Annotated in this window: 26 protein-coding genes and 1 tRNA gene; 10 read left to right on the plus strand and 17 right to left on the minus strand. The window is 56.7% G+C overall.

Annotated elements, in window-relative coordinates; all coding sequences use genetic code 11:
* Window positions 1-39: 39 nt before the first annotated feature.
* Window positions 40-900 (plus strand): glycerophosphodiester phosphodiesterase family protein, encoded by an 861-nt coding sequence (locus tag HMPREF3096_RS25050; RefSeq protein WP_032729392.1) that lies wholly within the window; start codon window positions 40-42, stop codon window positions 898-900.
* A 220-nt stretch (window positions 901-1120) separates the two neighbouring features.
* On the opposite strand, the gene nqrM is transcribed toward HMPREF3096_RS25050, so the two are convergent.
* Genes nqrM through HMPREF3096_RS25085 form a run of 7 tightly spaced genes read right to left on the minus strand, consistent with a single transcriptional unit; the run spans window position 1121 to window position 7181 of the window.
* Entirely contained in the window at window positions 1121-1336 is a 216-nt protein-coding gene (nqrM, locus tag HMPREF3096_RS25055) for a (Na+)-NQR maturation NqrM (protein WP_032729391.1), read from the minus strand.
* A 2-nt stretch (window positions 1337-1338) separates the two neighbouring features.
* On the minus strand, window positions 1339-2562 hold the full coding sequence (nqrF, locus tag HMPREF3096_RS25060; protein WP_008805267.1) for an NADH:ubiquinone reductase (Na(+)-transporting) subunit F: 1224 nt from the start codon (window positions 2560-2562) through the stop codon (window positions 1339-1341).
* A gap of 12 nt (window positions 2563-2574) precedes the next feature.
* Window positions 2575-3171 carry an NADH:ubiquinone reductase (Na(+)-transporting) subunit E gene (gene nqrE, locus HMPREF3096_RS25065; protein ID WP_004177335.1) on the minus strand — a complete coding sequence of 199 codons (597 nt, stop codon included), beginning with the start codon at window positions 3169-3171 and terminating at the stop codon, window positions 2575-2577.
* Window positions 3172-3177: 6 nt separating this feature from the next.
* A complete protein-coding gene (locus HMPREF3096_RS25070; RefSeq protein ID WP_002889716.1) occupies window positions 3178-3816 on the minus strand; it encodes an NADH:ubiquinone reductase (Na(+)-transporting) subunit D in 639 nt (212 codons plus the stop codon).
* A complete protein-coding gene (locus HMPREF3096_RS25075) occupies window positions 3809-4603 on the minus strand; it encodes a Na(+)-translocating NADH-quinone reductase subunit C (protein ID WP_008805266.1) in 795 nt (264 codons plus the stop codon). The genes HMPREF3096_RS25070 and HMPREF3096_RS25075 overlap by 8 nt, the downstream gene beginning before the upstream one ends.
* Window positions 4596-5834, minus strand: coding sequence for an NADH:ubiquinone reductase (Na(+)-transporting) subunit B (locus HMPREF3096_RS25080; protein ID WP_012968885.1), 1239 nt, complete (start codon window positions 5832-5834; stop codon window positions 4596-4598). Before HMPREF3096_RS25080 ends, HMPREF3096_RS25075 begins: the two co-directional genes overlap by 8 nt.
* Before the next feature lie 3 nt (window positions 5835-5837).
* Complete coding sequence (locus tag HMPREF3096_RS25085; RefSeq protein WP_012968886.1) at window positions 5838-7181, minus strand: Na(+)-translocating NADH-quinone reductase subunit A; 1344 nt, start codon at window positions 7179-7181, stop codon at window positions 5838-5840.
* Window positions 7182-7592: 411 nt separating this feature from the next.
* Here HMPREF3096_RS25085 and dpaA point away from each other — a divergent pair, with 411 nt between their 5' ends.
* Window positions 7593-8333 (plus strand): peptidoglycan meso-diaminopimelic acid protein amidase, encoded by a 741-nt coding sequence (dpaA, locus tag HMPREF3096_RS25095; RefSeq protein ID WP_008805263.1) that lies wholly within the window; start codon window positions 7593-7595, stop codon window positions 8331-8333.
* On the opposite strand, the gene HMPREF3096_RS25100 is transcribed toward dpaA, so the two are convergent.
* Together HMPREF3096_RS25100 and lpcA are read right to left on the minus strand one after the other, a co-directional pair.
* The gene (locus HMPREF3096_RS25100) at window positions 8304-9071 is read right to left on the minus strand and encodes a class II glutamine amidotransferase (protein ID WP_008805262.1); all 768 of its coding nucleotides are present in this window, start codon (window positions 9069-9071) and stop codon (window positions 8304-8306) included. The two genes, dpaA and HMPREF3096_RS25100, sit on opposite strands and share 30 nt — an antisense overlap.
* Before the next feature lie 74 nt (window positions 9072-9145).
* Entirely contained in the window at window positions 9146-9727 is a 582-nt protein-coding gene (lpcA, locus tag HMPREF3096_RS25105) for a D-sedoheptulose 7-phosphate isomerase (RefSeq protein WP_008805261.1), read from the minus strand.
* Between the two features lie 239 nt (window positions 9728-9966).
* On the opposite strand from lpcA, the gene fadE reads away from it, so the two are divergent.
* The 3 genes from fadE (at window position 9967) to HMPREF3096_RS25120 (ending at window position 14708) form a co-directional block, all read left to right on the plus strand.
* Window positions 9967-12411, plus strand: coding sequence for an acyl-CoA dehydrogenase FadE (fadE, locus tag HMPREF3096_RS25110; RefSeq protein ID WP_032729390.1), 2445 nt, complete (start codon window positions 9967-9969; stop codon window positions 12409-12411).
* Window positions 12412-12588: 177 nt separating this feature from the next.
* Window positions 12589-13359, plus strand: coding sequence for an amidohydrolase (locus HMPREF3096_RS25115; protein ID WP_016160335.1), 771 nt, complete (start codon window positions 12589-12591; stop codon window positions 13357-13359).
* Window positions 13360-13607: 248 nt separating this feature from the next.
* A complete protein-coding gene (locus HMPREF3096_RS25120; protein ID WP_012542797.1) occupies window positions 13608-14708 on the plus strand; it encodes an AI-2E family transporter in 1101 nt (366 codons plus the stop codon).
* Between the two features lie 28 nt (window positions 14709-14736).
* On the opposite strand, the gene eamB is transcribed toward HMPREF3096_RS25120, so the two are convergent.
* Window positions 14737-15327 carry a cysteine/O-acetylserine transporter gene (gene eamB, locus HMPREF3096_RS25125; protein WP_004204623.1) on the minus strand — a complete coding sequence of 197 codons (591 nt, stop codon included), beginning with the start codon at window positions 15325-15327 and terminating at the stop codon, window positions 14737-14739.
* Between the two features lie 103 nt (window positions 15328-15430).
* Between eamB and HMPREF3096_RS25130 the strand changes: the two genes are divergently transcribed.
* The gene (locus HMPREF3096_RS25130) at window positions 15431-16312 is read left to right on the plus strand and encodes a LysR family transcriptional regulator (RefSeq protein WP_012968890.1); all 882 of its coding nucleotides are present in this window, start codon (window positions 15431-15433) and stop codon (window positions 16310-16312) included.
* Window positions 16313-16371: 59 nt separating this feature from the next.
* Here HMPREF3096_RS25130 and HMPREF3096_RS25135 read toward each other — a convergent pair.
* Window positions 16372-16448, minus strand: a tRNA-Asp gene (locus tag HMPREF3096_RS25135).
* 133 nt (window positions 16449-16581) lie between these two features.
* On the minus strand, window positions 16582-17313 hold the full coding sequence (dnaQ, locus tag HMPREF3096_RS25140; protein ID WP_004204621.1) for a DNA polymerase III subunit epsilon: 732 nt from the start codon (window positions 17311-17313) through the stop codon (window positions 16582-16584).
* Window positions 17314-17377: 64 nt separating this feature from the next.
* Between dnaQ and rnhA the strand changes: the two genes are divergently transcribed.
* A complete protein-coding gene (gene rnhA, locus HMPREF3096_RS25145) occupies window positions 17378-17845 on the plus strand; it encodes a ribonuclease HI (protein WP_004204620.1) in 468 nt (155 codons plus the stop codon).
* Here rnhA and HMPREF3096_RS25150 read toward each other — a convergent pair.
* Window positions 17842-18564 (minus strand): class I SAM-dependent methyltransferase, encoded by a 723-nt coding sequence (locus HMPREF3096_RS25150; RefSeq protein WP_012968892.1) that lies wholly within the window; start codon window positions 18562-18564, stop codon window positions 17842-17844. The genes rnhA and HMPREF3096_RS25150 overlap by 4 nt on opposite strands.
* Window positions 18565-18596: 32 nt before the next feature.
* Here HMPREF3096_RS25150 and gloB point away from each other — a divergent pair, with 32 nt between their 5' ends.
* Both gloB and mltD read left to right on the plus strand, forming a co-directional pair.
* The gene (gene gloB / locus HMPREF3096_RS25155; protein WP_008805253.1) at window positions 18597-19352 is read left to right on the plus strand and encodes a hydroxyacylglutathione hydrolase; all 756 of its coding nucleotides are present in this window, start codon (window positions 18597-18599) and stop codon (window positions 19350-19352) included.
* Between the two features lie 71 nt (window positions 19353-19423).
* On the plus strand, window positions 19424-20791 hold the full coding sequence (gene mltD / locus HMPREF3096_RS25160; protein ID WP_008805252.1) for a murein transglycosylase D: 1368 nt from the start codon (window positions 19424-19426) through the stop codon (window positions 20789-20791).
* A 59-nt stretch (window positions 20792-20850) separates the two neighbouring features.
* Here the strand turns inward: mltD and HMPREF3096_RS25165 are convergent, their stop codons facing one another.
* The 3 genes from HMPREF3096_RS25165 to HMPREF3096_RS25175 form a co-directional block, all read right to left on the minus strand.
* Window positions 20851-21621 carry a class I SAM-dependent methyltransferase gene (locus HMPREF3096_RS25165; RefSeq protein ID WP_008805251.1) on the minus strand — a complete coding sequence of 257 codons (771 nt, stop codon included), beginning with the start codon at window positions 21619-21621 and terminating at the stop codon, window positions 20851-20853.
* Window positions 21622-21708: 87 nt separating this feature from the next.
* Window positions 21709-22506, minus strand: a complete 798-nt coding sequence (locus tag HMPREF3096_RS25170) for an endonuclease/exonuclease/phosphatase family protein (RefSeq protein WP_002889629.1) — start codon at window positions 22504-22506, stop codon at window positions 21709-21711.
* Between the two features lie 101 nt (window positions 22507-22607).
* Window positions 22608-23798, minus strand: coding sequence for an MFS transporter (locus tag HMPREF3096_RS25175; protein ID WP_032729380.1), 1191 nt, complete (start codon window positions 23796-23798; stop codon window positions 22608-22610).
* 104 nt (window positions 23799-23902) lie between these two features.
* Between HMPREF3096_RS25175 and yafC the strand changes: the two genes are divergently transcribed.
* The gene (gene yafC / locus HMPREF3096_RS25180; protein WP_012968896.1) at window positions 23903-24808 is read left to right on the plus strand and encodes a DNA-binding transcriptional regulator YafC; all 906 of its coding nucleotides are present in this window, start codon (window positions 23903-23905) and stop codon (window positions 24806-24808) included.
* A 45-nt stretch (window positions 24809-24853) separates the two neighbouring features.
* On the opposite strand, the gene dkgB is transcribed toward yafC, so the two are convergent.
* Window positions 24854-25657 carry a 2,5-didehydrogluconate reductase DkgB gene (gene dkgB / locus HMPREF3096_RS25185; RefSeq protein WP_012542802.1) on the minus strand — a complete coding sequence of 268 codons (804 nt, stop codon included), beginning with the start codon at window positions 25655-25657 and terminating at the stop codon, window positions 24854-24856.
* Between the last annotated feature and the right edge of the window lie 188 nt (window positions 25658-25845).

Raw genomic sequence — 25845 nt, forward strand, 5'->3', positions numbered from 1 at the left:
TTTTCATAACGTTAATCAACTAATCTGAAAGATACAATTATGAAGAAACGACTCACCGCCCTTTGCCTGCTGGCCGCCAGCAGCGCTTTAGCTAACCCACAGCTGATTGCCCACCGCGGCGGTACCGGCGATGCGCCGGAAAATACCCTGCCGGCCATTAAACTGGCGCTGGAGAACCACGCTGAGGCCATCTGGGTCACGGTGCAGTTAAGCCGCGACGGCGTACCGGTACTCTATCGTTCAAGCGCTCTCTCCGCCCTGACCAACGCCGAGGGTAAGGTCTCCAGCTTAACCGCCGCCGAGCTGGCGAAAGTCGACGTCGGCTGGAAATGGGGGGATGACAGCCACCCGTGGCGCGGTAAGCAGGCCACGATCCCGACCCTGCAAAGCGTGCTGCAACAGTGGCCGCACACTTTTTTCTATATCGATATCAAATCTCCAGATGCCGAACCGGCGGTGATGGGCGAACGCCTGCTGGCGGTGTTAAAAGCCACCGACAGCCTCGATCGCGTGCGGGTCTATTCCACCGATGACCGCTATATCGCCGCCCTGCCATCGGCTATTCCCCGCTTCGTCACCCGCAGCGAGACTCGCACTAAACTTGCGACTATTTCACTCAGCCACCAGTGTCAACTGAGCAGCCAGCACGAGGGCGAGCAGTGGTATGGGCTGGAGCTGAAGCGCAAGGTGGAGGTAGTGGAGAAGTTTACCCTTGGCGAAGGGATCTCCCCGGCAACGCTCACCTGGGATAAAGAGGCGATGGATTGCTTCCGCTCACAGGGCAAAGCGCACATTATTTTCTTCGGCATCAACAGTGCGGAAGACTACCGCACGGCGAAGGAGCTGGGCGCCGACGGGGTGATGGTGGATTCTCCGGCACAGGCGAAAAGCTGGCAGTAAGGGAGTCAACGGCTAAAAAGGCCGCGAAAGCGGCCTCACATTGCTGGCATGTTGTTGCCGGGTGGCGGCTGCGCCTGACCCGGCCTACAGAACCGAAGCAGCAGACCCGGCAAGCGCAGCGCCACCGGGCACGGAGCCGCTTTATGCCGGGTGGCGGCTGCGCCTGACCCGGCCTACAGAACCGAAGCCGCAGGTCCGGCATGCGCAGCGCCGCCGGGCATTACAAAATACGCCGCTGCTGACGCTGCGCCGCGCGAGCGAGACGTTTCTTACGCGCGTCACACGGTTCCGGACAGTCGCAGACTTTCTCCAGCCCCAGCGACGAGATCCCGCCGCAGCTGCCCTGAATGCTCTTGCGCTTCACCAGGTAGCCCAGCGACATACCGAGGATCACCAGCGCAAAAATCACAAAGGTCGCGACAAATACCGTCAGCATCGTCAGCCTCCAAAGTCGTCGAGCATGATGTTCTCATCTTCGACGCCCAGGTCTTTGAGCATTTTTATCACCGCGGCGTTCATCACCGGCGGCCCGCACATATAGAATTCGCAGTCTTCCGGCGCCGGGTGGTCGCGCAGATAGTTTTCATACAGAACATTATGGATAAAGCCCGTATGCCCGGTCCAGTTATCTTCCGGCAGCGGATCGGAGAGCGCGACGTGGAAGGTAAAGTTAGGGTTGTCGCGCGCCAGCTGCTCGAACTCATCATCGTAGAACATCTCGCGCAGCGAACGGGCGCCGTACCAGAAGCTGATTTTGCGCGTGCTGTGCAGCCGCTTAAGCTGATCAAAGATATGCGAGCGCATCGGCGCCATGCCGGCGCCGCCGCCGATAAACACCATCTCAGCGTCGGTCTCTTTAGCAAAGAACTCGCCGAACGGCCCGGAAATCGTCACCTTATCGCCAGGCTTCAGCGACCAGATATAGGACGACATGATCCCCGGCGGCGCATCCGGGACCTTCGGCGGCGGCGTGGCGATGCGCACGTTGAGCATAATGATGCCCTTCTCTTCCGGATAGTTAGCCATCGAGTAGGCGCGCAGGGTCGGCTCTTTCACCTCAGAGACATAGCGGAACAGATTGAATTTGTCCCAGTCTGAACGATATTCATCAGGAATATCAAAGTCGGCATAGGCCACTTTATGCGACGGGCATTCGATCTGAATATAGCCGCCGGCGCGGAACGGCACCGCTTCACCATCAGGCACCCGTAATTTGAGCTCTTTAATGAAGGTGGCTTTGTTATCGTTAGAGATAACCTCGCACTCCCATTTTTTCACGCCGAAAATCTCTTCCGGCAGCTCAATTTTCATATTCTGCTTCACCGCCACCTGGCAGGCCAGGCGGCACCCTTCTTTGGCTTCGCGTTTGGTGATATGCGAAAGCTCGGTCGGCAGAATATCGCCGCCGCCTTCTTTGATGGTCACCCGACACTGGCCGCAGGAGCCGCCGCCGCCGCAGGCGGAAGAGACGAAGATACCGTTGCTGGACAGCGTGTTCAGCAGTTTGTCACCCGCCGGGGTGCGGATCTGTTTATCCGCTTCGTTATTGATCTCAATAACCACGTCGCCCGCGTTCACCAGCTTTGAGCGCGCAGCCAGGATAAGCCCCGACAGCACCAGCACAATCAGCGTGAACATCACGACGCCAAGAATAATTTCCATACTTATTCGCCCTTATAGCTGCACGCCGGAGAAGGACATAAAGCCCAGCGCCATCAACCCGGTGGTGATAAAGGTGATCCCTAACCCGCGCAAGCCGGCGGGCACGTTGGCGTACTTCATTTTTTCGCGGATCCCCGCCATCGCCACGATCGCCAGCATCCAGCCGATGCCGGAGCCGAAGCCGTAGACGATGGATTCCGGGAAGTTGTAATCACGCTGCACCATGAACGACACGCCGCCGAAAATGGCGCAGTTAACGGCGATAAGCGGCAGGAAGATCCCTAACGCGTTATAGAGTGCCGGGAAGTACTTATCGAGGATCATCTCGAGGATCTGCACCAGCGCCGCAATCACCCCGATAAAGGTGATGAAGTTCAGGAAGCTGAGATCTACGCCTTCCACCAGCGCGCCGTCGCGCAGCACCAGGTTATAGACCAGGTTGTTGATTGGCACAGCAAGACCCAGCACCACCGTCACTGCGACGCCGAGGCCGAAGGCGGTGGAGACCTTTTTCGACACCGCGAGGAAGGTACACATCCCGAGGAAGAAGGCCAGCGCCATGTTCTCAACGAACACCGCGCGGACAAACAGGCTAATGTAATGAGCCATCATCGATTACTCCTTTTCCTGCTGCTCAGGCTTCCAGCTACGCAGGGCCCAGATCAGCAAACCGATAATGAAGAAGGCGCTCGGCGCCAGCAGGAACAGGCCGTTCGGCTGATACCAGCCGCCGTTCTGCACCGTCTCCAGCACCGTGATACCGAACAGCTTGCCGCTGCCGATAAGCTCGCGCAGGAAGCCGACGATTATCAGGATCGCGCCATAGCCGAGACCGTTGCCAATACCGTCCATAAAGCTGGCCAGCGGCGGCGATTTCATGGCATAAGCTTCGGCACGCCCCATCACGATACAGTTGGTGATGATAAGCCCGACGAACACCGACAGCTGCTTAGAGGTCTCATAAGCGAAAGCCCGCAGCAGCTGATCCACCACGATGACCAGCGAGGCGATGATCGCCATCTGCACGATGATGCGCACGCTATTGGGAATATGGTGCCGAATCATCGAGATAAACATGCTGGAGAACGCCGTCACCAGCGTCACCGCAATGGTCATCACGAAGGCGGTTTCCAGTTTAGTGGTTACCGCCAGCGCGGAGCAGACGCCGAGCACCTGCAGGGCGATGGGGTTATTGGCGATAAGCGGCCCCACCAGCACGCGCTTCACCTCTTTCATATCGCTCTGTTCAGCCATTATTCAGCCCTCCCTCACGCACCTTTTTCAGGAACGGACCAAAGCCCAGTTCGCCCATCCAGAAATCAAAGCTATGCTGCACGCCGTTAGACGTTAGCGTGGCGCCGGATAAACCGTCTACTGCATGCAGGTCACCGGCGCGCGCGCCGCCTTTCACCACCCGGAGTGCCGGCATGCCGTTGTCATCCAGCACCTGCTTGCCAATAAACTGCTGGCGCCAGTTCGGGTTCTCCACTTCGCCGCCCAGCCCCGGGGTTTCCCCCTGATCGTAATAAGTAATGCCTTTCACCGTGCGGCCATCAACGTCCAGCGCCACAAAGGCGTACATCATCGACCACAGGCCATTGCCGTAGATCGGCAGCACCATCTGCTCAATCTGTTGCTGCGCGTCGCGCACCAGATAAATTTCCGCCAGGTTGCTACGCCGCTTAATGCCGGCCGGATCCTGGCTGGCGTCCAGCGCGATGCTCTGCTGCGGATCCTTCAGCGCCTGGGCCTGATTAAATTTTGCCGGGTCTTTCTCCAGCAGCTCGCCGGTCGCCAGATTCACCAGTCGCGGCGAAATGCGCGCCGCGAAGGTTTCCGCTACCGCATCAGCATCCATCCCGGGCTGTATCAGGCCGGCGACGGCCAGGATATTGCGCTGTTTATCCAGCGCCCGCTGCGCCTGCTGGCGGGATTTCAGCCCCACGGCCGAGCCCGCTACCACGATGGAGCAGACCAGACAAAGCACCAGCACCACCAGCAGCGTTTTGCCGATGCTATCGTTACTTTTCTTCTCAGCCACGCGACTTCCTCCGCTTAATATTGGCCTGCACCACCAGGTAATCGAACAGCGGTGCGAAGAGGTTGGCGAAGAGGATCGCCAGCATCATCCCTTCCGGATAAGCCGGGTTCACCACGCGGATCAGCACGCACATCACGCCGATCAGCACGCCGTAACTCCATTTCCCTTTATCGGTAAACGAGGCGGATACCGGGTCCGTCGCCATAAACATCATGCCGAAGGCAAAGCCGCCGAGCACCAGATGCCAGTACCACGGCATCGAGAACATCGGGTTGGTATCGGAGCCGATAACGTTAAACAGGGTGGCGGTGGCGATCATGCCGATCATCACCCCGGCGACGATGCGCCAGGACGCGACGCGGCCAAAGAGAATGATCGCGCCGCCGATCAGGATCATCAGCGTGGAGACTTCGCCAATTGAGCCGGGAATGTTGCCGAGGAAGGCGTCCATCCAGCTCACCGGGATGCCGGTCGCGACGTTAACCAGCGCTTCACCGCCGCCGCTGGCCCACTGGGAGAGCGGCGTGGCGCCGGAGAAACCGTCCGCCGCCGTCCACACGAGATCGCCGGAAATCTGCGCCGGGTAGGCGAAGAACAGGAACGCGCGCCCCGCCAGCGCCGGGTTGAGGAAGTTGCGCCCGGTACCGCCGAAAATCTCTTTGGCGATCACCACCCCAAAGGAGATCCCCAGCGCCGCCTGCCATAGCGGCAGCGTAGGCGGCACAATCAGCGCGAAGAGAATTGAGGTAACGAAAAAGCCTTCGTTGATCTCATGTTTGCGCACAATCGCGAACAGCACTTCCCAGAAGCCGCCGACGATAAAAACGGTGATATAGATCGGCAGGAAGAAGACCGCGCCCAGGGTCATCATGCTCAGCCAGCCGGCGTCAGCGCTGAAGCTGACCCCTAACCACTGGGCGACGCTGTAATGCCAGTTGTTGGCGATCACCTGCTGCAGCTGTTCGGCGCCGTACAGTTTGTGCAGCGCCGGAATGGTCTGCAGCCCAACGTTGTACATGCCCCAGAACATCGCCGGGAATACGGCAAACCACACGAGGATCATCATCCGCTTGAGGTCGATGGCGTCGCGCACGTGCGCCGCGCCGCGGGTGACCTGCCCCGGCGTGTAGAAGATGGTCGCCGCCGCTTCATACAGCGGGTAATATTTTTCCAGCTTGCCGCCATGCGTGAAATGCGGCTCAAGTTTCTCAATCAGGTGCTTTAAGCCCATCTCTTATCCTTCCTGCTCAATCTGGGTTAACACGCTGCGCAGCGCCGGACCGTATTCATATTTGCCCGGACAAACGTAGGTGCAGAGCGCCAGATCTTCTTCATCCAGCTCCAGACAGCCCAGCGCCTGGGCGCTATCGCTATCGCCGGCCAGCAGATCGCGCAGCAATATGGTTGGCAGAATATCCAGCGGCATCACCCGCTCATAGTTGCCGATCGGCACCATCGCCCGCTCGCCGCCGTTAGTATCCGTGGAGAAATGAAAGCGCTTGCGCTTGAAGAAATGGCCTAGCGTAGTGCGGGTAATCGAGAACTTCTCTTTGCCCGGCATCACCCAGCCAAACAGCTCTTTTTCCCGACCTTCGCGAACCACGCTCACCTGCAGATGGAAACGCCCGAGGAAAGCGTGGGGGCCGTGGGCGCGGGTACCGCTAAGTACCGAGCCGGAAATGACGCGGTTTTCCCCCTCCTCCAGCTCGCCCGCCAGCAGATCGTCCAGGCTGGCGCCCAGCGTCGTTTTGACCAGCCGCGGCGACTTCACCTGCGGGCCGCCGAGCGCAATCACCCGTTCGCAGTTCAGCTCACCTTCAAGGAAAAGCTGACCGATAGCGATCGCATCCTGATAATTGAGGTGCCAGACCTGTTTATTCAGGCTCACCGGCTCCAGAAAGTGAATATGGGTTCCCGGCAGCCCCGCCGGGTGCGGCCCGGAGAACTGATTAAAACAGACCTGGCCGGCAGGATGGCCGCCCAGCTTGCCGCCGCTGGGCTGGCAGACGTGCACTTTCCCGTCGGTCAGACGCGTGAGCACGGTAAGACCGGCATCGAAGGCGGCACGCTCGGCCAGAATAATCGGCTGCGGCTCCGCCGCCAGCGGATTGGTATCCATGGCGTTGACAAAAATAGCGGCGGGCACGCTGCCCGGGCGCGGCGTTTTACTGAATGGCCGGGTGCGTAGCGCGGTCCACAGGCCCGAGGCCAGCAGCTGCTGCTGTACGGTGTCGCGCGGCAGCTCAGCCAGTGCGTCCGCGGCGTAACGGGTAAAGGCCACCGCGTCATTGCCCTCGATATCAATCACCACTGACTGTAAAACGCGCCGTTCACCGCGGTGGATGGCGCTGACAACCCCGCTCGCCGGGGCGGTAAAGTAGACGCCGGGGGTCTTTTTATCTTCGAACAGGATCTGACCTTTTTTGACCCGATCGCCCTCTTTGACCGCCATAGCGGGACGCATCCCGACGTACTCTTCGCCGAGTAGCGCGACGCGCTTCACCGCTGGCGCAGGAGAGATCTGCTGTAATGGCATGCCAGCTATGGGCAAATCCAGCCCTTTCGTGATTTTAATCATATCGTTAGCAGGTATCCGTAACCTCAACCCCGACGCAGGCCGGGGCCAGCTTATTGACAGAATGGCAGAGAAGAAAGGGCGAAACGGCGCCAGTGGCGCTCATGACGGAAGAGAAGCCTCCTTTCTTACTCTGGTGATGAACCGGCGCAAGTGTAACATTTCGTGAGCGGCGGCTGTAGCACGAGGGGCAATAAGTGCTTCTAAAATGCGAGCTATTGCGCAAAGTTCTGACTGTGTTTTCGCCGTAAGCGGGTTATAAAGTGAGGCTGAATTGTAAACGCCGCCACGTCGCCCTTGCGAAAAAATGCCGTGATGCTAATGTGAGCGCTCTAAATCCAGAAAACTCTGATTTCGGGTCTCTCTTGCCGTCCTGGCAATGTGGCTATTTTGTTTTATCAAGGAACAAGCAGTATGCGCAAAATCGCATTATTTATTGCGATGCTTCTGTTGCCGTGCGTGTCATTTGCCGGGCTGCTCAGCAGCAATAGCCCGACGACGCCGGTTAGCAAAGAATACAAGCAGCAATTAATGGGTTCACCGGTTTACATTGAGATCTTTAAAGAAGAGCGCATGCTCGACCTTTACGTCAAAATGGGTGAAACCTACCAGCTCCTCGACAGCTATCGGATCTGCAACTATTCCGGTGGCCTGGGTCCGAAACAGCGTCAGGGTGATTTCAAGAGTCCGGAAGGGTTCTATAGCGTCACCCGCAGCCAGCTCAAACCCGACAGCCGCTTCTATAAAGCCATTAACATCGGCTTCCCGAACGCCTACGATCGCGCCCATGGTTATGAAGGGAAATACCTGATGATCCATGGCGACTGCGTCTCAGTCGGCTGCTACGCCATGACCGACAGCGGGATCGATGAGATCTTCCAGTTTGTGACCGGCGCCTTAGTCTTCGGCCAGCCAAGCGTGCAGGTGAGTATCTATCCGTTCCGCATGACCAACGCCAATATGGAACGCCACAAATACTCCTACTATGCAGATTTCTGGAAACAGCTTAAGCCTGGCTATGACTATTTCCAGCAGACCCACAAACCGCCGATTGTGTCAGTGACCGACGGCCGCTATGTGGTAAGCAAGCCGCTCAGCCACGAGGTTGTTCAGCCGCAGCTGGCCTCAAACTACACGCTCCCCGAGACAAAATAACGCCCACTCGCCTGGCATGATCTTGTGCCAGGTTTCATTGGCCGTCAGCGGCTGCGTGGCGATAACCGTGACCACATCGTTGGGTGTGGTCTCGCGTTGAAAGTCGATCTCCACATCCTGGTCCAGCAGTTTTGCCACGCCAAACGGCGCCCGCCGGGTGATCCAGTGCAGATTGGTCGAGCAGAACGCCATCACGTAGCGCCCGTCCGACAGCAGCATGTTGAACACCCCTTTCTCACGCAGTTCACCCGCCAGGGTGGCGATATACTTGAAAACGCCCAGCATATTGCCCGGCGTGCGCGGATAGCGCTCGGTTAAACGGTGCAGCAGCCAGCAAAACGCTTTTTCACTGTCGGTTTCACCTACCGGATGGAAATTACCGGTTTTCAGCGATTTATAGCCTTTGAGCTGCCCGTTGTGCGCATAGGTCCAGTTGCGCCCCCACAGTTCGCGGGTGAAGGGATGGGTGTTCTCCAGGGCCACCATCCCGCGATTGGCCTGACGGATATGGGCGACGACGGAACAGGACTTAATCGGGTAATCCTGGACCAGTTTCGCGATCGGCGACTGAAAGCTCGGCTGCGGATCTTTGAATGTGCGACAGCCTTTGCCTTCATAGAAGGTAATGCCCCAGCCGTCTTTATGCGGCCCCGTCCCGCCCCCGCGCTGCACCAGCCCGGTAAAGCTAAAACAGATATCTGTTGGCACATTGGCGCTCATCCCGAGCAGTTCGCACATAGATCACCTCACCCTCACAAATCACGACGGCGCCAAAGCGAGGCCGCCGTCAACAGTACACACTCGCCTGCCTGTTAGCCTTTCACCATCTCTTTTTCGATCAGCATAATCAGGATATGGATCACTTTGATGTGGATCTCCTGGATGCGGTCGGCATAGCCAAAGTGCGGCACGCGTATTTCAACATCGGCGGAACCCGCCATTTTGCCGCCGTCTTTACCGGTCAGGGTGATCACTTTCATCCCCTGCGCCCGCGCGGCTTCAATGGCCTTGATCACGTTGCCGGAGTTACCTGACGTGGAGATGCCGAGCAGCACATCGCCCGCACGGCCGACGGATTCAACATAGCGGGAGAACACATACTCATAGCCAAAATCATTGCTCACGCAGGAGAGATGGCTGACGTCGGAGATCGCGATGGCCGGGTAACCCGGGCGGTTTTCGCGATAACGACCGGTCAGCTCTTCCGCAAAATGCATCGCATCGCAATGGGAACCGCCGTTACCACAGGACAGCACTTTCCCACCCGCCTTAAAGCTATCCGCCAACAGAACAGCGGCACGCTGGATAGCATGGATATTGGCTTCGTCCTGCAGAAAGTTAGCCAGCGTTTCCGCGGCTTCGTTCAGTTCGTTACGAATAAGATCCTGGTACATGAGGATAATCCTTCAGTATGAGTGGAATAACCCTGGCAGTGTACCGGATAGCCGCCGAAGCGAGAAGCAGCAGGCAGCGTTATCCCCCGTCCTTTTGATTTTATGTGCCGCTTTTGCATACAACAATGTGAGCGAGGTTGTAATTATTTTGTAAACACATTGCTAAATAAAAACGCATGCACTACAACCAATACATCACAAGTGGTCAGACCTCCTACAAGCTCAGGGAGCATTTCTCTATGATGATTTTGAGTATTGTTGCAACCGTCGTTTTACTCGGTGCGCTCTTCTATCACCGGGTCAGCCTGCTGCTCAGCAGTGTGATTTTGCTCGCCTGGACCGCGGCGCTCGGCGCGGCCGGAGTGTGGAATATCTGGCTGCTGCTGCCGCTGGCCATTATTTTGTTGCCGTTCAACTTTGCCCCCATGCGTAAATCGATGATTTCCGCACCGGCATTTCGCGCTTTCCGCAAGGTGATGCCGCCGATGTCGCGTACGGAAAAAGAAGCCATCGACGCCGGCACCACCTGGTGGGAAGGCGATCTGTTCCGCGGCAACCCGGACTGGCACAAGCTGCATAACTATCCGCAGCCGCGCCTGACCGCCGAAGAGCAAGCTTTCCTCGACGGCCCGGTGGAAGAGGCCTGCCGGATGGCTAACGACTTCGCCATCACCCACGAAATGGCCGATCTGCCGCCCGAGCTGTGGGCCTATCTGAAAGAGCACCTCTTCTTCGCGATGATTATCAAGAAAGAGTATGGCGGGCTTGAGTTCTCCGCTTACGCTCAGGCACGAGTGCTACAGAAACTCTCTGGCGTCTCCGGCATCCTGGCGATCACCGTCGGCGTCCCGAACTCGCTGGGCCCGGGCGAACTGCTGCAGCATTACGGTACCGAAGAACAGAAGAATCATTATCTGCCGCGTCTGGCGCGCGGCCTGGAAATCCCCTGCTTCGCACTGACCAGTCCGGAAGCGGGCTCTGACGCCGGCGCTATTCCGGATACCGGCGTGGTGTGCATGGGCGACTGGCAGGGTCAACAGGTGCTGGGGATGCGCCTGACCTGGAACAAACGCTATATCACGCTGGCGCCAATCGCCACCGTGCTGGGGCTGGCCTTCAAACTCTCTGACCCGGACCGTTTGCTGGGCGGCGAGGAAGAGCTGGGCATCACCTGCGCGCTGATCCCCACCTCAACGCCGGGCGTGGAAATTGGCCGTCGCCACTTCCCGCTGAACGTCCCGTTCCAGAACGGCCCAACCCGCGGCAAGGATATCTTCGTGCCGATCGATTACATCATCGGCGGCCCGAGCATGGCCGGTCAGGGCTGGCGCATGCTGGTTGAATGTCTGTCCGTGGGCCGCGGCATTACCCTGCCTTCCAACGCCACCGGCGGCCTGAAATCCGTCGCCATGGCGACCGGCGCCTACGCCCACATTCGCCGTCAGTTCAAAATCTCGATCGGCAAAATGGAAGGGATTGAAGAGGCGCTGGCGCGCATCGCGGGTAACGCCTATGTGATGGACGCCGCGGCGTCGCTGATCACCTACGGCATTATGCTCGGCGAGAAACCGGCAGTGCTGTCCGCGATTGTGAAATATCACTGTACCCACCGCGGCCAGCGCTCCATTATCGACGCGATGGATATTACCGGCGGGAAAGGCATTATGCTGGGCGAAGGTAACTTCCTCGCCCGGGCTTACCAGGGCGCGCCGATCGCCATCACCGTTGAAGGCGCAAACATCCTGACCCGCAGCATGATGATCTTCGGTCAGGGGGCTATTCGCTGCCACCCTTACGTGCTGGAAGAGATGGCCGCCGCGCAGAATAACGACCTGAACGCCTACGATAAGCTGCTGTTCAAACACATCGGCCATGTCGGCAGTAACAAAGTCCGGAGTTTCTGGCTGGGCCTGACCGGCGGACGCACCAGCAGCGCGCCGACCCGTGACGCCACCCGTCGCTACTATCAGCAAATGAACCGTCTGAGTGCCAACCTCGCGCTGCTGTCAGACGTGTCGATGGCGGTACTGGGCGGCAGCCTCAAGCGTCGCGAACGTATCTCCGCGCGTCTGGGGGATGTGTTAAGCCAGCTGTATCTGGCCTCCGCGGTGCTGAAACGCTATGACGATGAAGGACGCAATGAAGCCGATCTGCCGCTGGTTCACTGGGGAGTGCAGGATGCGCTGCACCAGGCTGAACAGGCCATCGACGATCTGCTGAAAAACTTCCCCAACCGTCTGGTGGCAGGTGCGATGCGTGTGGCCATCTTCCCGACCGGGCGTCATCATCATGCGCCGTCGGATAAGCTGGACCATAAAGTCGCTAAAATTCTGCAGGTGCCCAGCGCCACTCGCTCCCGCATCGGTCGCGGTCAGTACCTGACGCCGAGCGAGCATAACCCGGTTGGTCTGCTGGAAGAGGCGCTGCTGGAAGTGATGGCGGCCGATCCTATCCACCAGCGGATCTGCAAAGAGTTGGGTAAAAACCTGCCGTTCACCCGTCTGGATGAGCTGGCACACAACGCGCTGGCCAAAGGATTAATAAATCAGGAAGAAGCCGCTATTCTGACCCGCGCAGAGCACAGTCGCCTGCGCAGCATCAACGTCGACGACTTTGCGCCAGAGGAGCTGGCGACAAAGCCGGTAAAGCTGCCGGAAAAAGTTCGCAAAGTTGAAGCCGCATAATAAAACAATCACCACATCACACGCCGGGCGGGGAATTTTCCCCGCCTTTTTTTCGTCCCCCCTCCTCCGTGGCTTCTGTCAGTAGCATTTTTTTAACAAAATATTCCGCTGACCGCCGCGAGGCTGATATGGTGTTACAGTTAACCTAACCCCCTCATGAGAATGGAGTTGACCATTGTGCCTGGCCTGAAAATTACGCTGTTGCAACAACCGCTGGTCTGGATGGACGGCCCTGCCAACCTGCGCCATTTTGATCGCCAACTGGAAGGGATTATTGGGCGCGATGTCATTGTTTTACCGGAGATGTTCACCACCGGCTTTGCCATGGAAGCGGCAAAACAGTCTTTACCCGAAGCCGACGTGGTGGAGTGGATGCATGCCCGGGCCGCGCAAACCCAGGCGCTGATTGCCGGCAGCGCAGCGCTGCAAACCGAACACGGCGCTGTTAACCGCTTCCTGCTGGTCGAGCCCGACGGTACGGTGCACCATTATGATAAACGGCACCTGTTCCGTATGGCCGATGAACACCATCATTATGAGGCTGGTGACCGACGCGTGGTCTTTGAATGGCGCGGATGGCGTATCCTGCCGCTGGTCTGTTACGACCTGCGCTTTCCGGTATGGTCGCGTAATCTGAACGACTATGATTTGGCGCTGTATGTTGCCAACTGGCCGGCGCCGCGCTCCCTGCACTGGCAGTCGCTGCTGGTCGCCCGCGCTATCGAGAACCAGGCCTATGTCGCCGGCTGTAACCGGGTCGGTACTGACGGTAACGGCCATCATTACCGCGGCGATAGCCGGATTATCAGTCCCCAGGGGGAGATTGTCGCCACTGCCGATCCGCATCAGGCCACCCGTCTTGATGCCGAATTGTCGCTGGCTGCCCTCCAGGAATATCGCGAAAAATTTCCCGCCTGGCGCGATGCCGATCCTTTTACCCTCGGTTAATCTCCCTCCGCTTTCTTCCTCATTCAGCAGGTAAAGAAAGCGGGATTTCGCCCGCCAGCGCACCGCAGAATATTTGCCGGGCGCCATTCATTTCTGTTCTACACTCATTAAAAGCCCCCACAACCAAATGGGCGGAGATCACCTTCAACTCACTTCTGCGTTGTAAATCATGAATTTTCTGTTGCTGGCGTGTTTTGTTAAACAACGCTGAGCGTTGGCGTAAGAATATTATGTGAGCGTAAAAGAAAATGGATAATAATAATCTGCTGTTGATTGAAAAACGGCTGGTCACCCGCTTTCTCGATATGTTTATTCGGTTCGGGCTTATTCTGGCGCTGGCCTCATTCTGTTTTACCGTCTTTTCTCCCTTTATCAATATGATGCTCTGGGCGCTGATCCTCGCCGTGGCGCTCTATCCCTTACATCAATATTTTGCCGGATTGTTAGCGGGCAAACAGGGACTGGCGTCAGTGGTGCTGGTGTTGTTAGGTATTTTACTGATCGTCATCCCCACGGTGCTGATGATCACCTCGTTGGCGGAAAGCGCCAGCGCCATGATAGACAAGATGGGCAGCCAGAGCTTTACCATTCCCCCGCCCTCCTCGCGCATTGCCGCGTTACCGATCATTGGCGAACGGCTTAGCGCCCTGTGGATGAGAGCTTCCGTCGATCTCCCGGGACTGCTCAGTAATTACCGCTCGCAAATCGGCGACATTGCCAAACAGTTTCTCAGTATTTTGGCCAGCATGGGCGGCGGGCTGATTGGCTTTATTATTTCGTTTATCGTCTCGGGAATTATGATGGCCTGGGGCGCAGCGGGCGCCATCAGCGCCCAGCGTATTGCCATCCGTATTACCGATGAAAATAAAGGCGTGACCCTCACCCGCCTGTGCACCAGCACCATCCGCGCGGTCGCCCAGGGCGTCATCGGGGTGGCATTGATCCAGGCGCTGCTGGTCGGCGTGATCATGCTGATGGCCAGCATTCCCGCCGTCGGGATCTTCTTTATTCTGGCCCTGATCCTCGGCATTGCCCAGGTGCCGGTGATCCTGGTGACGGCCCCGGCCATTGCGCTAATGTGGAGTCTCGGCACCCACAGTACCGGCATGGATATCTTCTACACCATCCTGCTGATCGTCGCCGGCATGGCCGATAACGTCCTCAAACCTCTGCTGCTGGGGCGCGGAGTCGACGCGCCAATGCCGGTAGTGCTGCTGGGCGCCCTCGGCGGAATGGCCTCTAACGGCATTCTCGGTATGTTTCTCGGCGCCACCCTGCTGGCCATCGGTTATCGGATCTTCATGACCTGGGTAAATGAAGGGCAACCCGCCCTGCCGCAGGATAAATAACCTCAAGGGAGCGTTACGCTCCCTTAATTCATTCCATAAACATTCGTACCGCGCACCAGACCAGCAGCAGCGCCAGCAGCAGATTTAACCCTCTTCCATGGCGTTCGAACACCGGCTGAAACAGATGACCGGCCAGCGCCCAGCAAAGATTGCCGGCAACGCCTATTACTGATAGCAACAGGCTTATCATCACCAGCCAGAATGGCTCGCGAGTCACTGGCAGAACAAAGGTCGACAGGGCCGTGATGCCGTACAGGATAATTTTTACATTCACAAACTGCAGCCCCAGGCTGGCCCAGAAGCTGACAGGCCGCTCCTCCTGCCCACCGCTGGCCGGGTCGCTGCGGGCAATGTGCCAGGCCAGCCACAGGATATACCCTGCGCCGACCCAGCGTAGCAGGGAGGTTATCCCCTCATCCAGGGTAACGAGAGTGAACGTCAGCCCGGCACAAATCAGCATGATGATCACAAACCCCAGGCTCATGCCGGCCAGAACCCGCATGCTCCGTCGAAAGCCGTGCGCGGTGACGCTGCTCAGCGCCAGAATATTATTCGGCCCGGGCGTCAGGGCGGTGATCAGGGTGTAAGTTAAAAAGGCGCTAATCAGGGTAGGTGTCACGTGTTTTCTCCTCTTGACTGGCAGACAGTACCCGAAGCTGATAATTTAAAAAAATGAATGTTTTTTCATTCTGAATTCGAGAATGTCGATATAAAGAGGAAATATGGATCTGCGACGCTTTATCACCTTCAAAACGGTTGTCGAAGAAGGATCCTTTCTGCGCGCCTCGCAGAAACTGTGCTGCACCCAGTCCACCGTAACCTTTCATATCCAGCAGCTTGAGCAGGAGCTTGCTATCCCGCTGTTTGAGAAAATTGGCCGACGGATGTGTCTCACCGCCGCCGGTAAAAATGTCCTGCCGCACGTCTACGATCTGACCAAAGTGATGGCGTCGATTCGCCAGGCGGCGCGCCAGGACGATGAACCCGGCGGCGAACTTCGCGTCGCCACTGGTGAAACCCTGCTGGCGTACAAAATGCCGCCGGTGCTGCAGCGTTTTAAGCAACGCGCCCCGAAGGTCCGCCTGTCACTACAGTCGCTCAATTGCTACAGCATCCGTGATGCGCTGCTCGCTGACGAAGTCGACCTGGGGGTGTTTTACCGGGTTGGCAACGATGATGCGCTCACCATGATGGAACTTGGCCCGCAGCCGCTGGCGCTGGTCGCGTCAGTCGATCAGGCGCCGGTCGACTTCCTGCGCCCGCGGCAGCATATCCCATTGAGTTTTATCATCAACGAACCCCAGTGCGTGTTCCGGCAGATTTTTGAAAGTACCCTGCGCCAGCGCGGCATTACCATGGAGAACACCATCGAACTGTGGAGTATTGAAAGCATCAAGCAGTGCGTGGCGGGCAATCTAGGGGTGAGTTTTCTGCCGCGCTTTGCGGTAGAGGAGGAACTCAAACGCGGGACGCTGGTCGAGCTGCCGTTCAGCGAGACGCCGCTGACGATCCATGCGCTCTGCGCCCATCACGCCGGGAAAGCAATCAGTCCGGCGATGCGGGTATTCATGCAGTGTATGCAGGAGGAACAAGAGGCGCGCTGAAATTCGGCGACGAAAACGACGAAAGCCTGAATCATTGCTGATTCAGGCTTTCTGAATAGTGGCGGAACGGACGGGACTCGAACCCGCGACCCCCTGCGTGACAGGCAGGTATTCTAACCGACTGAACTACCGCTCCGCGTTGTTGTTCCGTTGGGAACGAGGCGAATATTACGGATTCCCCTCTACCCCGTCAACGCTTTTTCTACCGTTTTGAATCGTTTGCTGCAAAAATCGCCCAACCGCCTACTTTTAATCCATTTTAGTGGTTATCAGGCACGCCACAGGCAGCTTCCGCCTTTCTTTTGTACCAGATCGAGGCGGGATTCATGGTTCACCAGTTCTTCATCAGAGGCATAAACCACCCGTAACTGGCTGGCGGCGCGGACGACGCGCTGAATGCCCATCTCTCCCGCCTGCTGCTGGCTTTCGCCTTCCATAGAGAACGCCATCGAAGTCTGGCCGCCGGTCATCATCAAATAGACATCGGCAAGGATCTGGGCATCGAGTAATGCCCCGTGCAGCGTACGCTTGCTGTTATCTATTTCGTAACGCGAACATAACGCATCCAGACTGTTGCGCTTGCCGGGGAACATTTTCCGCGCCAGCGCCAGGCTGTCGGTGATTTTACAAAAGGTCTCGGTTTTTCCAATGCCGCGGTTCAGCTTACCGAACTCATAATCCATAAAGCCGATATCGAACGAGGCGTTATGGATCACCAGCTCCGCGCCGCGGATGTAATCCATAAACTCATCAGCCACGTCGGCAAAGGTGGGTTTGTCCAGCAGGAACTCATCGGCGATCCCGTGCACGCCGAATGCTTCAGGATCCACCAGCCGATCGGGCTTCAGATAGACATGGAAATTGTTACCGGTCAGGCGGCGGTTGATCACCTCCACGGCGCCGATCTCGATAATCTTGTGTCCTTCGTAGTGCGCCCCGATCTGGTTCATACCGGTGGTTTCGGTATCGAGAACAATCTGGCGCGTAATTGCAGTGCTCATAGCGGTCATTTATGTCAGACTTATCGTTTACAAATCGATTTCAATTACAGGAAGTCTACCAGAGATGCTCAAACAGGTAGAAATTTTCACCGACGGCTCTTGCCTGGGAAATCCAGGACCCGGCGGTTACGGCGCCATCATGCGCTACCGCCAGCACGAAAAAACCTTTAGCGCCGGCTACCGTCTGACCACCAATAACCGCATGGAACTGATGGCGGCAATCGTCGCTCTCGAGGCGTTAAAAGAGCATTGTGAGGTGGTGCTCAGCACCGACAGCCAGTATGTCCGCCAGGGGATCACCCAGTGGATCCACAACTGGAAAAAGCGCGGCTGGAAAACGGCAGAGAAAAAACCGGTAAAGAATGTCGACCTCTGGCAGCGGCTGGATGCTGCGCTTGGCCAGCATAAGATCAAATGGGAGTGGGTGAAGGGCCACGCCGGCCATCCAGAAAACGAACGCTGCGACGAGCTGGCCCGCGCGGCGGCCTCCCATCCCACTCAGGACGACATCGGCTACCAGCCGGAGAGCTAATTCTGCCCCTTGCGCCACTGCCGGGTGGCGCCGACTGCCGGCCGCAGCTGGGTTTTCGCTTTACCGGATTTCATCGGATTGAGCGTCAGCGGAATGGTCCGTTTGCGGGCGACAATCAATTGCAAACAGCCCAGCGCTGGCAGATGTGTGCTCAGCAGTTTGCCGCCGTGGCGCGACCAGGGTAAAACCTGATAACGCCCATAGTGCAGCACTTCAAAGTTGAGTAGCGACAGCCAGTCCAGCTGGCGCATCAGCGTAAACATACGGCTATTATAAGGCGTACCGTTGCGCAGGAGCGGCACCAGCTTACGCAACCCCATCAGGCTGACCGGATTAAACCCGGTCAGGATCATCCAGCCATCATCGATCAGTACACGATCGGCTTCCCGCAGCAGACGATGCGGATCGCTACACCACGGCAGGGTGTGCGCCAGCAGGCAGGCGTCGACGGACTTTTCGGCAAAGGGTAAATGCAGCGGATCGGCCCGGACCTGCATCGGATTTCCTGCCAGGGAGACATTGACCTGGTGCGAGATGGCGCAAGCTTCAGTATTGATTTCCGCGCTCAGATTGCCAATCTTAAGCAGATGAAAGCCATATAATTTAGCCAGCCACGGTTTCATCTGCTGCTCCAGCGTTTCGCGATAGTATTCGCCCCACGGCATACTGGACCAATGCTCAGGCGCTGTCACTGTGTGAGGTATCCTTGCCGGCTTCATTGCCACCTTCCGCTACGCTTTAGAGGTAATTTATGAATCTTATCAGTATTCCCGCGTTTCAGGACAACTACATCTGGGTTCTCAGTGAGAATAACGGCCGCTGCATCATCGTTGACCCAGGCGAAGCCGCGCCGGTTCTGGCGGCCATTGAGGAAAACCAATGGCAGCCCGAAGCCATTTTACTAACCCATCACCATCAGGATCACGTCGGCGGCGTAAAACAATTACGTGAAAAATTCCCTTCTATAGTGGTTTACGGGCCGGCGGAAACCCAGGATAAGGGAGTCACTCAGGTGGTAGGCGATGGCGATCGGCTGTCAATTCTCGGGCACGATTTTTCCATTTTCTCTACGCCAGGTCACACATTAGGACATATCTGTTACTACAGCGAACCTTATCTGTTCTGTGGCGACACAATGTTCTCCGGCGGCTGCGGAAGGCTCTTCGAAGGTACTGCAGAGCAGATGTATCAATCATTTATGAAAATTAACGCCCTTCCTGAAGAAACCCTCATATGTTGCGCACATGAATATACGTTAGCGAATATGAAGTTTGCATTGAGTATCCTGCCAGATGATAGGGACATAAACGATTACTATCATAAAGTTAATGAGTTACGTGCAAAAAAACAAAAAACACTACCCGTAACTCTGAAAAATGAGCGTCGTATAAATTTATTTTTACGCGTAAATGATATTGATTTAATTGATAAAATTAACCAAGAAACAAATTTGCAACACTCTGTGGCGCGATTTGCATGGTTAAGGTCAAAGAAAGACGACTTCTGATATTTAATTCTTGTCATCGGCCAACTTCGCCGTTATCCTTGGTCGTCTTTTAAGCAACTATTGACACACACATGAAGGCACGAGCGATATTACTCGCCTCTGTCCTGCTGGTGGGGTGCCAGGCGTCTAAGCACGATGGCACCGTCGAACAGCGAGCACAGAGCCTTTCTGCGGCTGGTCAAGGGGAAGCAGGTAAGTTCACAAGTCAAGCGCGCTGGTTAGATGATGGAACCTTCTACGCGCAAGACCAGGATCTGTGGACTTCCATAGGCGACGAGCTAAAGATGGGAATACCGGATAATCCCCGGATTCGCGAACAGAAACAGAAGTACTTAAGAAATAAGAGCTATCTCCACGATGTAACTTTACGGGCAGAGCCGTATATGTACTGGATAGCCGGGCAGGTTAAGAAACGTAACATGCCAATGGAACTGGTATTACTACCCATAGTGGAGAGCGCTTTTGACCCACACGCGACGTCTGGCGCCAATGCCGCAGGCATTTGGCAGATCATTCCGAGCACAGGGCGCAATTATGGTTTAAAACAGACCCGCAGTTACGATGCGCGTCGTGACGTCGTCGCATCTACTACCGCGGCGCTGGACATGATGCAACGTCTGAACAAAATGTTCGACGGCGACTGGTTATTAACGGTCGCAGCCTATAACAGCGGCGAAGGTCGGGTCATGAAAGCAGTAAAAGCGAACCGTTCGCGTGGTAAACCCACCGATTTCTGGTCGCTGTCTCTGCCGCATGAAACGAAAATCTACGTACCGAAAATGCTGGCGTTGAGCGACATTCTCAAAAACAGCAAGCGTTACGGCGTAAAGCTGCCTACGGCCGATGAAAGCCGTGCGCTGGCGCGCGTTCGCCTCGACAGCCCGGTTGATATTTCTCAGCTCGCGGACATGGCAGGAATGCCGGTCAGCAAACTGAAAACCTTCAACGCTGGCGTAAAGGGGTCAACGCTGGGCGCGAGTGGGCCAAAGTACGTCATGGTGCCGCAGAAGCACGCCGCTCAGCTGCGTGAATCGCTGGCCTCTGGCGACATTGCCGCCGTGCAGCCAACGCAGCTCGCGGACAATACGCCGCTGACCAGCCGTAGCTATAAGGTACGCTCTGGCGACACGATTTCCGGGATTGCTTCGCGTCTCGGCGTCACGACCCGGGATTTGCAGCAGTGGAACAATCTGCGCGGTTCAGGGTTAAAAGTCGGGCAGAGTCTGGTTGTCGGCGCAGGTAGCAGCGCACAGCGCCTGGCGAACAACAGCGATAGCATCACCTATCGTGTTCGCAAAGGTGATTCGCTGTCGAGCATCGCCAAGCGTCACGGTGTTAATATTCGCGACGTGATGCGCTGGAACAGCGATACCGACAATCTGCGGCCTGGCGATCAGCTAACGCTGTTTGTGAAAAACAGCGATCGACCAGAGTCCTGATACGTCAGGGTTCGATAAAAAGGCACCGGCTTCCCCCGGTGCCTTTTTTGTTGCCCGTATTAAACCGCTTTATGCGCTTCGAACAGGATGGTATCGCTGGTAAACGACCCGTCCTGCTGTAATTCGAAGTAGGCTTTGACCTCCGCCGAAGCGCTCTGCTGATATAAGCGAATCGCTTCTACCAGCGCCTCTGGGGTGCGCATCCGCGCCACCCATGAGCTGAACTCCAGCGGCAGGCGATCGGTCGATAAATGATTAATCACCAGGCCTGCGTCATTGGCCAGCGCCAGCCACTCGCCACTGGAATAATTACGCACGTGCGAGGTATCGCGCAGCGCTTCCACGGTCTGCAACCAGACATCACGTACCGGATGACCCGGCGACATCACGTCCATTATGATCATCACCCCGCCCGGCTTGAGAACACGTTTCACCTCACGCAGCGCCTGGCCGACATCATGCCAGTGGTGCGCGGAGTAGCGGCTAATCACCACATCAAAGCTGGCATCAGCGAACGGCAGCGTTTCAGCATATCCCTGCTGGGTCACGATATTGCTAAAGCCTTTCTCTTTTGCCGCCGCGGTAACCACTTCCAGCATCTGGCTTGATAAATCATAGGCGGTCACCTCCGCAACCTGTCCCGCCGCGGTAAAGCTGGCGTGCCCTGCCCCGCAGCCCATATCCAGCACTTTCGCCTGAGGGAAATCGGCCAGCCGTTCAGCCAGCCGCTGCAGATCGCGCCCGGAGGCGTGCACGGCGCTGGTCAAATAGGCGCTGGCCTGGGAGCCGAACTGCTTTTCGACGTTGTCATGGTGAGAGCGTGTTGTCATTGTGTTGTCCTTCGGTTGTGTGAGTAATTTAGGGCAGCATCGTGCTGAACGCAGACCTGCCCGATGGCAGGCCTGACATACCTTAAATTAATCAGGCTTGCCGGGACTGAATTCGACTAGTAGCGGGTTGTGATCGGAGGCGCGGGTCACCAGCACGGAAGCATCGTGCACGCTTAACCCACGATAGAACACAAAATCGAGCGGACGACCAAACGCACGGCGGCGCTGATCGTCAGAGAAACGAACTTCGCGTAACGACATCTCACGCGCAAAGCGGTACAGCGCGTTCATTCGCGGCCGGCTCCATGCATTGAAATCCCCGGCCATGATCACCGGCCCGCTGTGATGAGCGATCTGATCGCCGATCGGCAGCAACTGCTTGCTGTAGACATCGACGCCAAGGCTAAAGTTGACCGCATGGATGTTGACCACCATCAGCAGCCGCGCATCGGGCAGCGGATAAACGGTCACTAACGCCGATTTCGGCAATCGCAAAATAGGCTCGCGCTCGCGCAGCGGACAGCAATAGATGGGGTGAGCGGAGGCCAGCGTCATCACGCCGGAAGGATGCTGCGGCAATACCAGCGCCGGTACCTGATCGGCGGCCAGATAGTTTGAAGTCGCGAACCTGACCAGTTCTGGGGTAGTTTGCGCCTCCTGCAACAGGACCAAATGCGCATCTTTGCCGAAATTTTTGAGGACCGACTGCCACTCTGCGCGCTGCTGCTTGAAGATATTCCATACCAGCACGCGGATCTTTTCATCGCTGCTTAACGGCGTGCCGGCAGGATAAACCGGACTGACGCCCGCAAACGCCCCCGGAGGCAATATCCTCTCCGCAGGTTGTCCGGCGACGTAGCGCATGGCATAGGTATTCTTTCGCAATTTGGGCATCAATCCTCAATAACAGAAACCAGCCCAACAACGACTGGTTCTTCTGTTATAGGGATTTTCCCATCCACTTTCAATGCAATTTGCGATAAACCCTAGCCTTCGAGAGAAACCGCTGTCGAACGGCTCGGCGATTTATCTAAACGACCGCTCAGCACCACCAACAGCAAGGCGACCAGCACAATCACCGCACCAATCCACGGCGTCTGCGCCAGACCATACCGTTCAACCGTCTGCCCGCCGACGATGGACCCCAGCGCAATACCAATATTGAAGGCGGCAATATTCAGGCCGGAAGCGACGTCGACGGCGCCAGGCGTATACTGTTCGGCTTTTTGCACCACGTATACCTGCAGACCCGGCACGTTGCCGAAGGCGAAAATACCCATTACCAGCACCGTTGCCAGCGCAGCATAGTGGATGCTGGCGGTCAACTGGAAGACCAGCAGCAGCACAACCAGCGCGGCGAAGATAAACTTCAGCGCGGAGACGGCGCCATGCTTATCGGCCAGTTTGCCTCCCCACACATTGCCAATAGCGACCGAGACACCGTAGCCCAACAGGATCCAGCTAACCGCAGACGGACTGAAACCGGCCAGCTCCTGCATCATCGGAGCAAGAAAAGTAAAGGCGGTAAATACGCCGCCATAGCCCAGCGCGGTAATGGCGTAGATCATCAGCAGGCGAGGATGAGTTAAGACTTTCATCTGATCGCGCAGGCTGGCGCTGGCGCGGCCCGGAATATTATTCGGCACCAGAAGCAGACTGCTGATAAGCGCAATCACGCCCAGAATCGATACCGCGAGGAACGTTTCCCGCCAGCCAAAATGCTGACCGATGAAAGTCCCGAACGGCACCCCGGTGACCAGCGCGACCGTCAGGCCGCCGAACATAATAGCGATAGCTGAGGCGGCTTTCTCTTTTGCCACCAGGCTGGTGGCGATTGTCGAGCCAATAGAGAAGAACACGCCGTGTGCCAGACCGGTCAGCAATCGCGCCAGGATCAGCGTTTCATAGCCCGGGGCCTGCCAGGCCAGCACATTACCCGCCGTAAACAGGACCATCAACGCCAGCAGCAGCTGTTTACGCGGCATACGCCCCGTTAACGCCGTCAGCACCGGAGCGCCAATCGCCACGCCCAGCGCGTAGATAGAGACCAGCAGTCCCGCCGAAGGCAGAGAGATAGAGAGTTGTTGCGCGATAGTCGGGACCAGGCCGACAATCACAAATTCAGTGGTGCCAATTGCGAAGGCACCGATAGTTAAGGCAAATAGCGCCAGTGGCATAATTTACTCCGTAGCATCAGGATTAAGATGACACGTAGTATGAAGGGTTGTATAAATAACAAAAACTATCAAAGTATCAATAGAATTTTGCTACAGGTGCAATAATGAGAGCCACATCAGAGGAGATCGCCATCTTTGTGGCGGTGGTGGAAAGCGGAAGTTTCAGCCGGGCGGCCGAGCAGCTCGGACAGGCCAACTCTGCCGTCAGCCGGGCGGTCAAGAAGCTGGAATCAAAGCTAGGCGTAAGCCTGCTCAATCGGACCACCCGCCAGCTCAGTCTGACGGAGGAAGGCGAGCGCTATTTTCGCCGGATGCAGGTGGTCTTGCAGGAAATGGCGGCAGCAGAGAATGACCTGCTGGAAACGCGCACAACGCCGCGGGGCCTGCTGCGGGTGGATGCCGCGACGCCGGTGATGCTGCATTTTCTCATGCCGCTGGTGAAGCCATTTCGCGAGCGCTACCCGGAAATGACGCTGTCGCTCGTCTCTTCAGAGACGTTTATTAACTTGATTGAACGAAAAGTGGATGTGGCCATTCGGGCCGGGACCTTAACGGATTCCAGCCTGCGCGCCCGACCGCTATTTACCAGCTATCGTAAGATCGTCGCCTCGCCAGACTATGTCGCGCGCTACGGTATGCCGCAGCATCCGTCAGATCTGAAACAGCATCACTGCCTCGGGTTCACCGAGCCGGTATCGCTGAATACCTGGCCTGTCTCCTGTTGCGATGGTCAGCTGTTAGAGATCGAATCGGCGGTGTCCTCCAATAGCGGCGAAACGCTCAAGCAGCTGTGCCTGACCGGTAACGGCATAGCCTGTTTGTCGGATTATATGGTGGATAAAGAGATTGGCCGTGGGGAGTTTGTGGAGTTACTTGCCGACAAACGCTTGCCGGTGGAGATGCCATTCAGTGCGGTGTACTACAGCGACCGGGCGGTCAGCACGCGCATCAGGGCATTTATTGACTTTCTAAGTGAGCACGTCAAACAGCTCCCGAAGGAGCTGTCGTAATATCGTCTCAGACGGCAGTGCGAACGGCATGCCGAAAGCGGGAGATTAATCCCACTGTGGAGCCAGACCTTCCGGACTCACCAGACGATCGTTGCAGTCGAGTGCGGCGATCGCTTTACGATCTTCATCATCCAGCTGCAGATCCTGCGCTTTCAGGTTGCTGGCCAGATTGTCACGTTTGGTGGACGATGGGATAACCGCATAGCCTTCGCCCATTGCCCATGCCAGAATAACCTGCGCTGGGGTCGCGCCATGTTTCGCCGCGATGCGGGCAATCACTTCATCTTTCAGTGCCTTACCGTAGGCCAGCGTCATGTAAGAGGTGATATGGATGCCGTGCTCACGCGCCCAATCGACCACTTTACGGTTTTGCAGATACGGCGAGAGCTCAATCTGGTTAGTCGCGATATTCTCAGCGCCAACGGCGGCAATCGCGCGCTCCATCAGTGGAATAGTGAAGTTGGAGATACCGATCTGACGGGTCAGCCCCAGCTTCTTCGCTTCCATCAGGGCTGCCATAAACTCTTCAACAGCTACCGCATCGTTCGGTGACGGCCAGTGGATCAGCGTGAGATCAACATAGTCAGTGCGCAGCTTCTGCAGGCTCTCTTTCAGGCTGGCGATGAGTTTGTCTTTGCTCAGGTTTTCGATCCAGATTTTGGTCGTGATGAACAGCTCATCACGCGGCACGCCGCTTTCGGCGATGGCCTGACCCACCGCGGCTTCGTTGTCATAGATTTGTGCGGTGTCGATAGCACGATAGCCCAGCTCCAGCGCGGTTTTTACGGATGCGATAACAACATCATCTTTCAGACGGAAGGTGCCAAGACCAAATGCAGGGATTGCCATGATTTTCCTCGTTATTTCTTCATTTCGGTTAACGGATGAAATTATGGCTGATGGTGTGGAGGAGAAAAAGAGCGATTAATGCAGAGGATTTTTGCTGAATTAGCAATAATAGAGAACAGATCAAACAAAAAAGCCCTGAGCAAATGCTCAGGGCTCTTAATAAGTGGCGGAACGGACGGGACTCGAAC

This window comes from Klebsiella sp. HMSC25G12 (assembly GCF_001807705.1).
Taxonomy (GTDB): Bacteria; Pseudomonadota; Gammaproteobacteria; order Enterobacterales; family Enterobacteriaceae; genus Klebsiella; species Klebsiella variicola.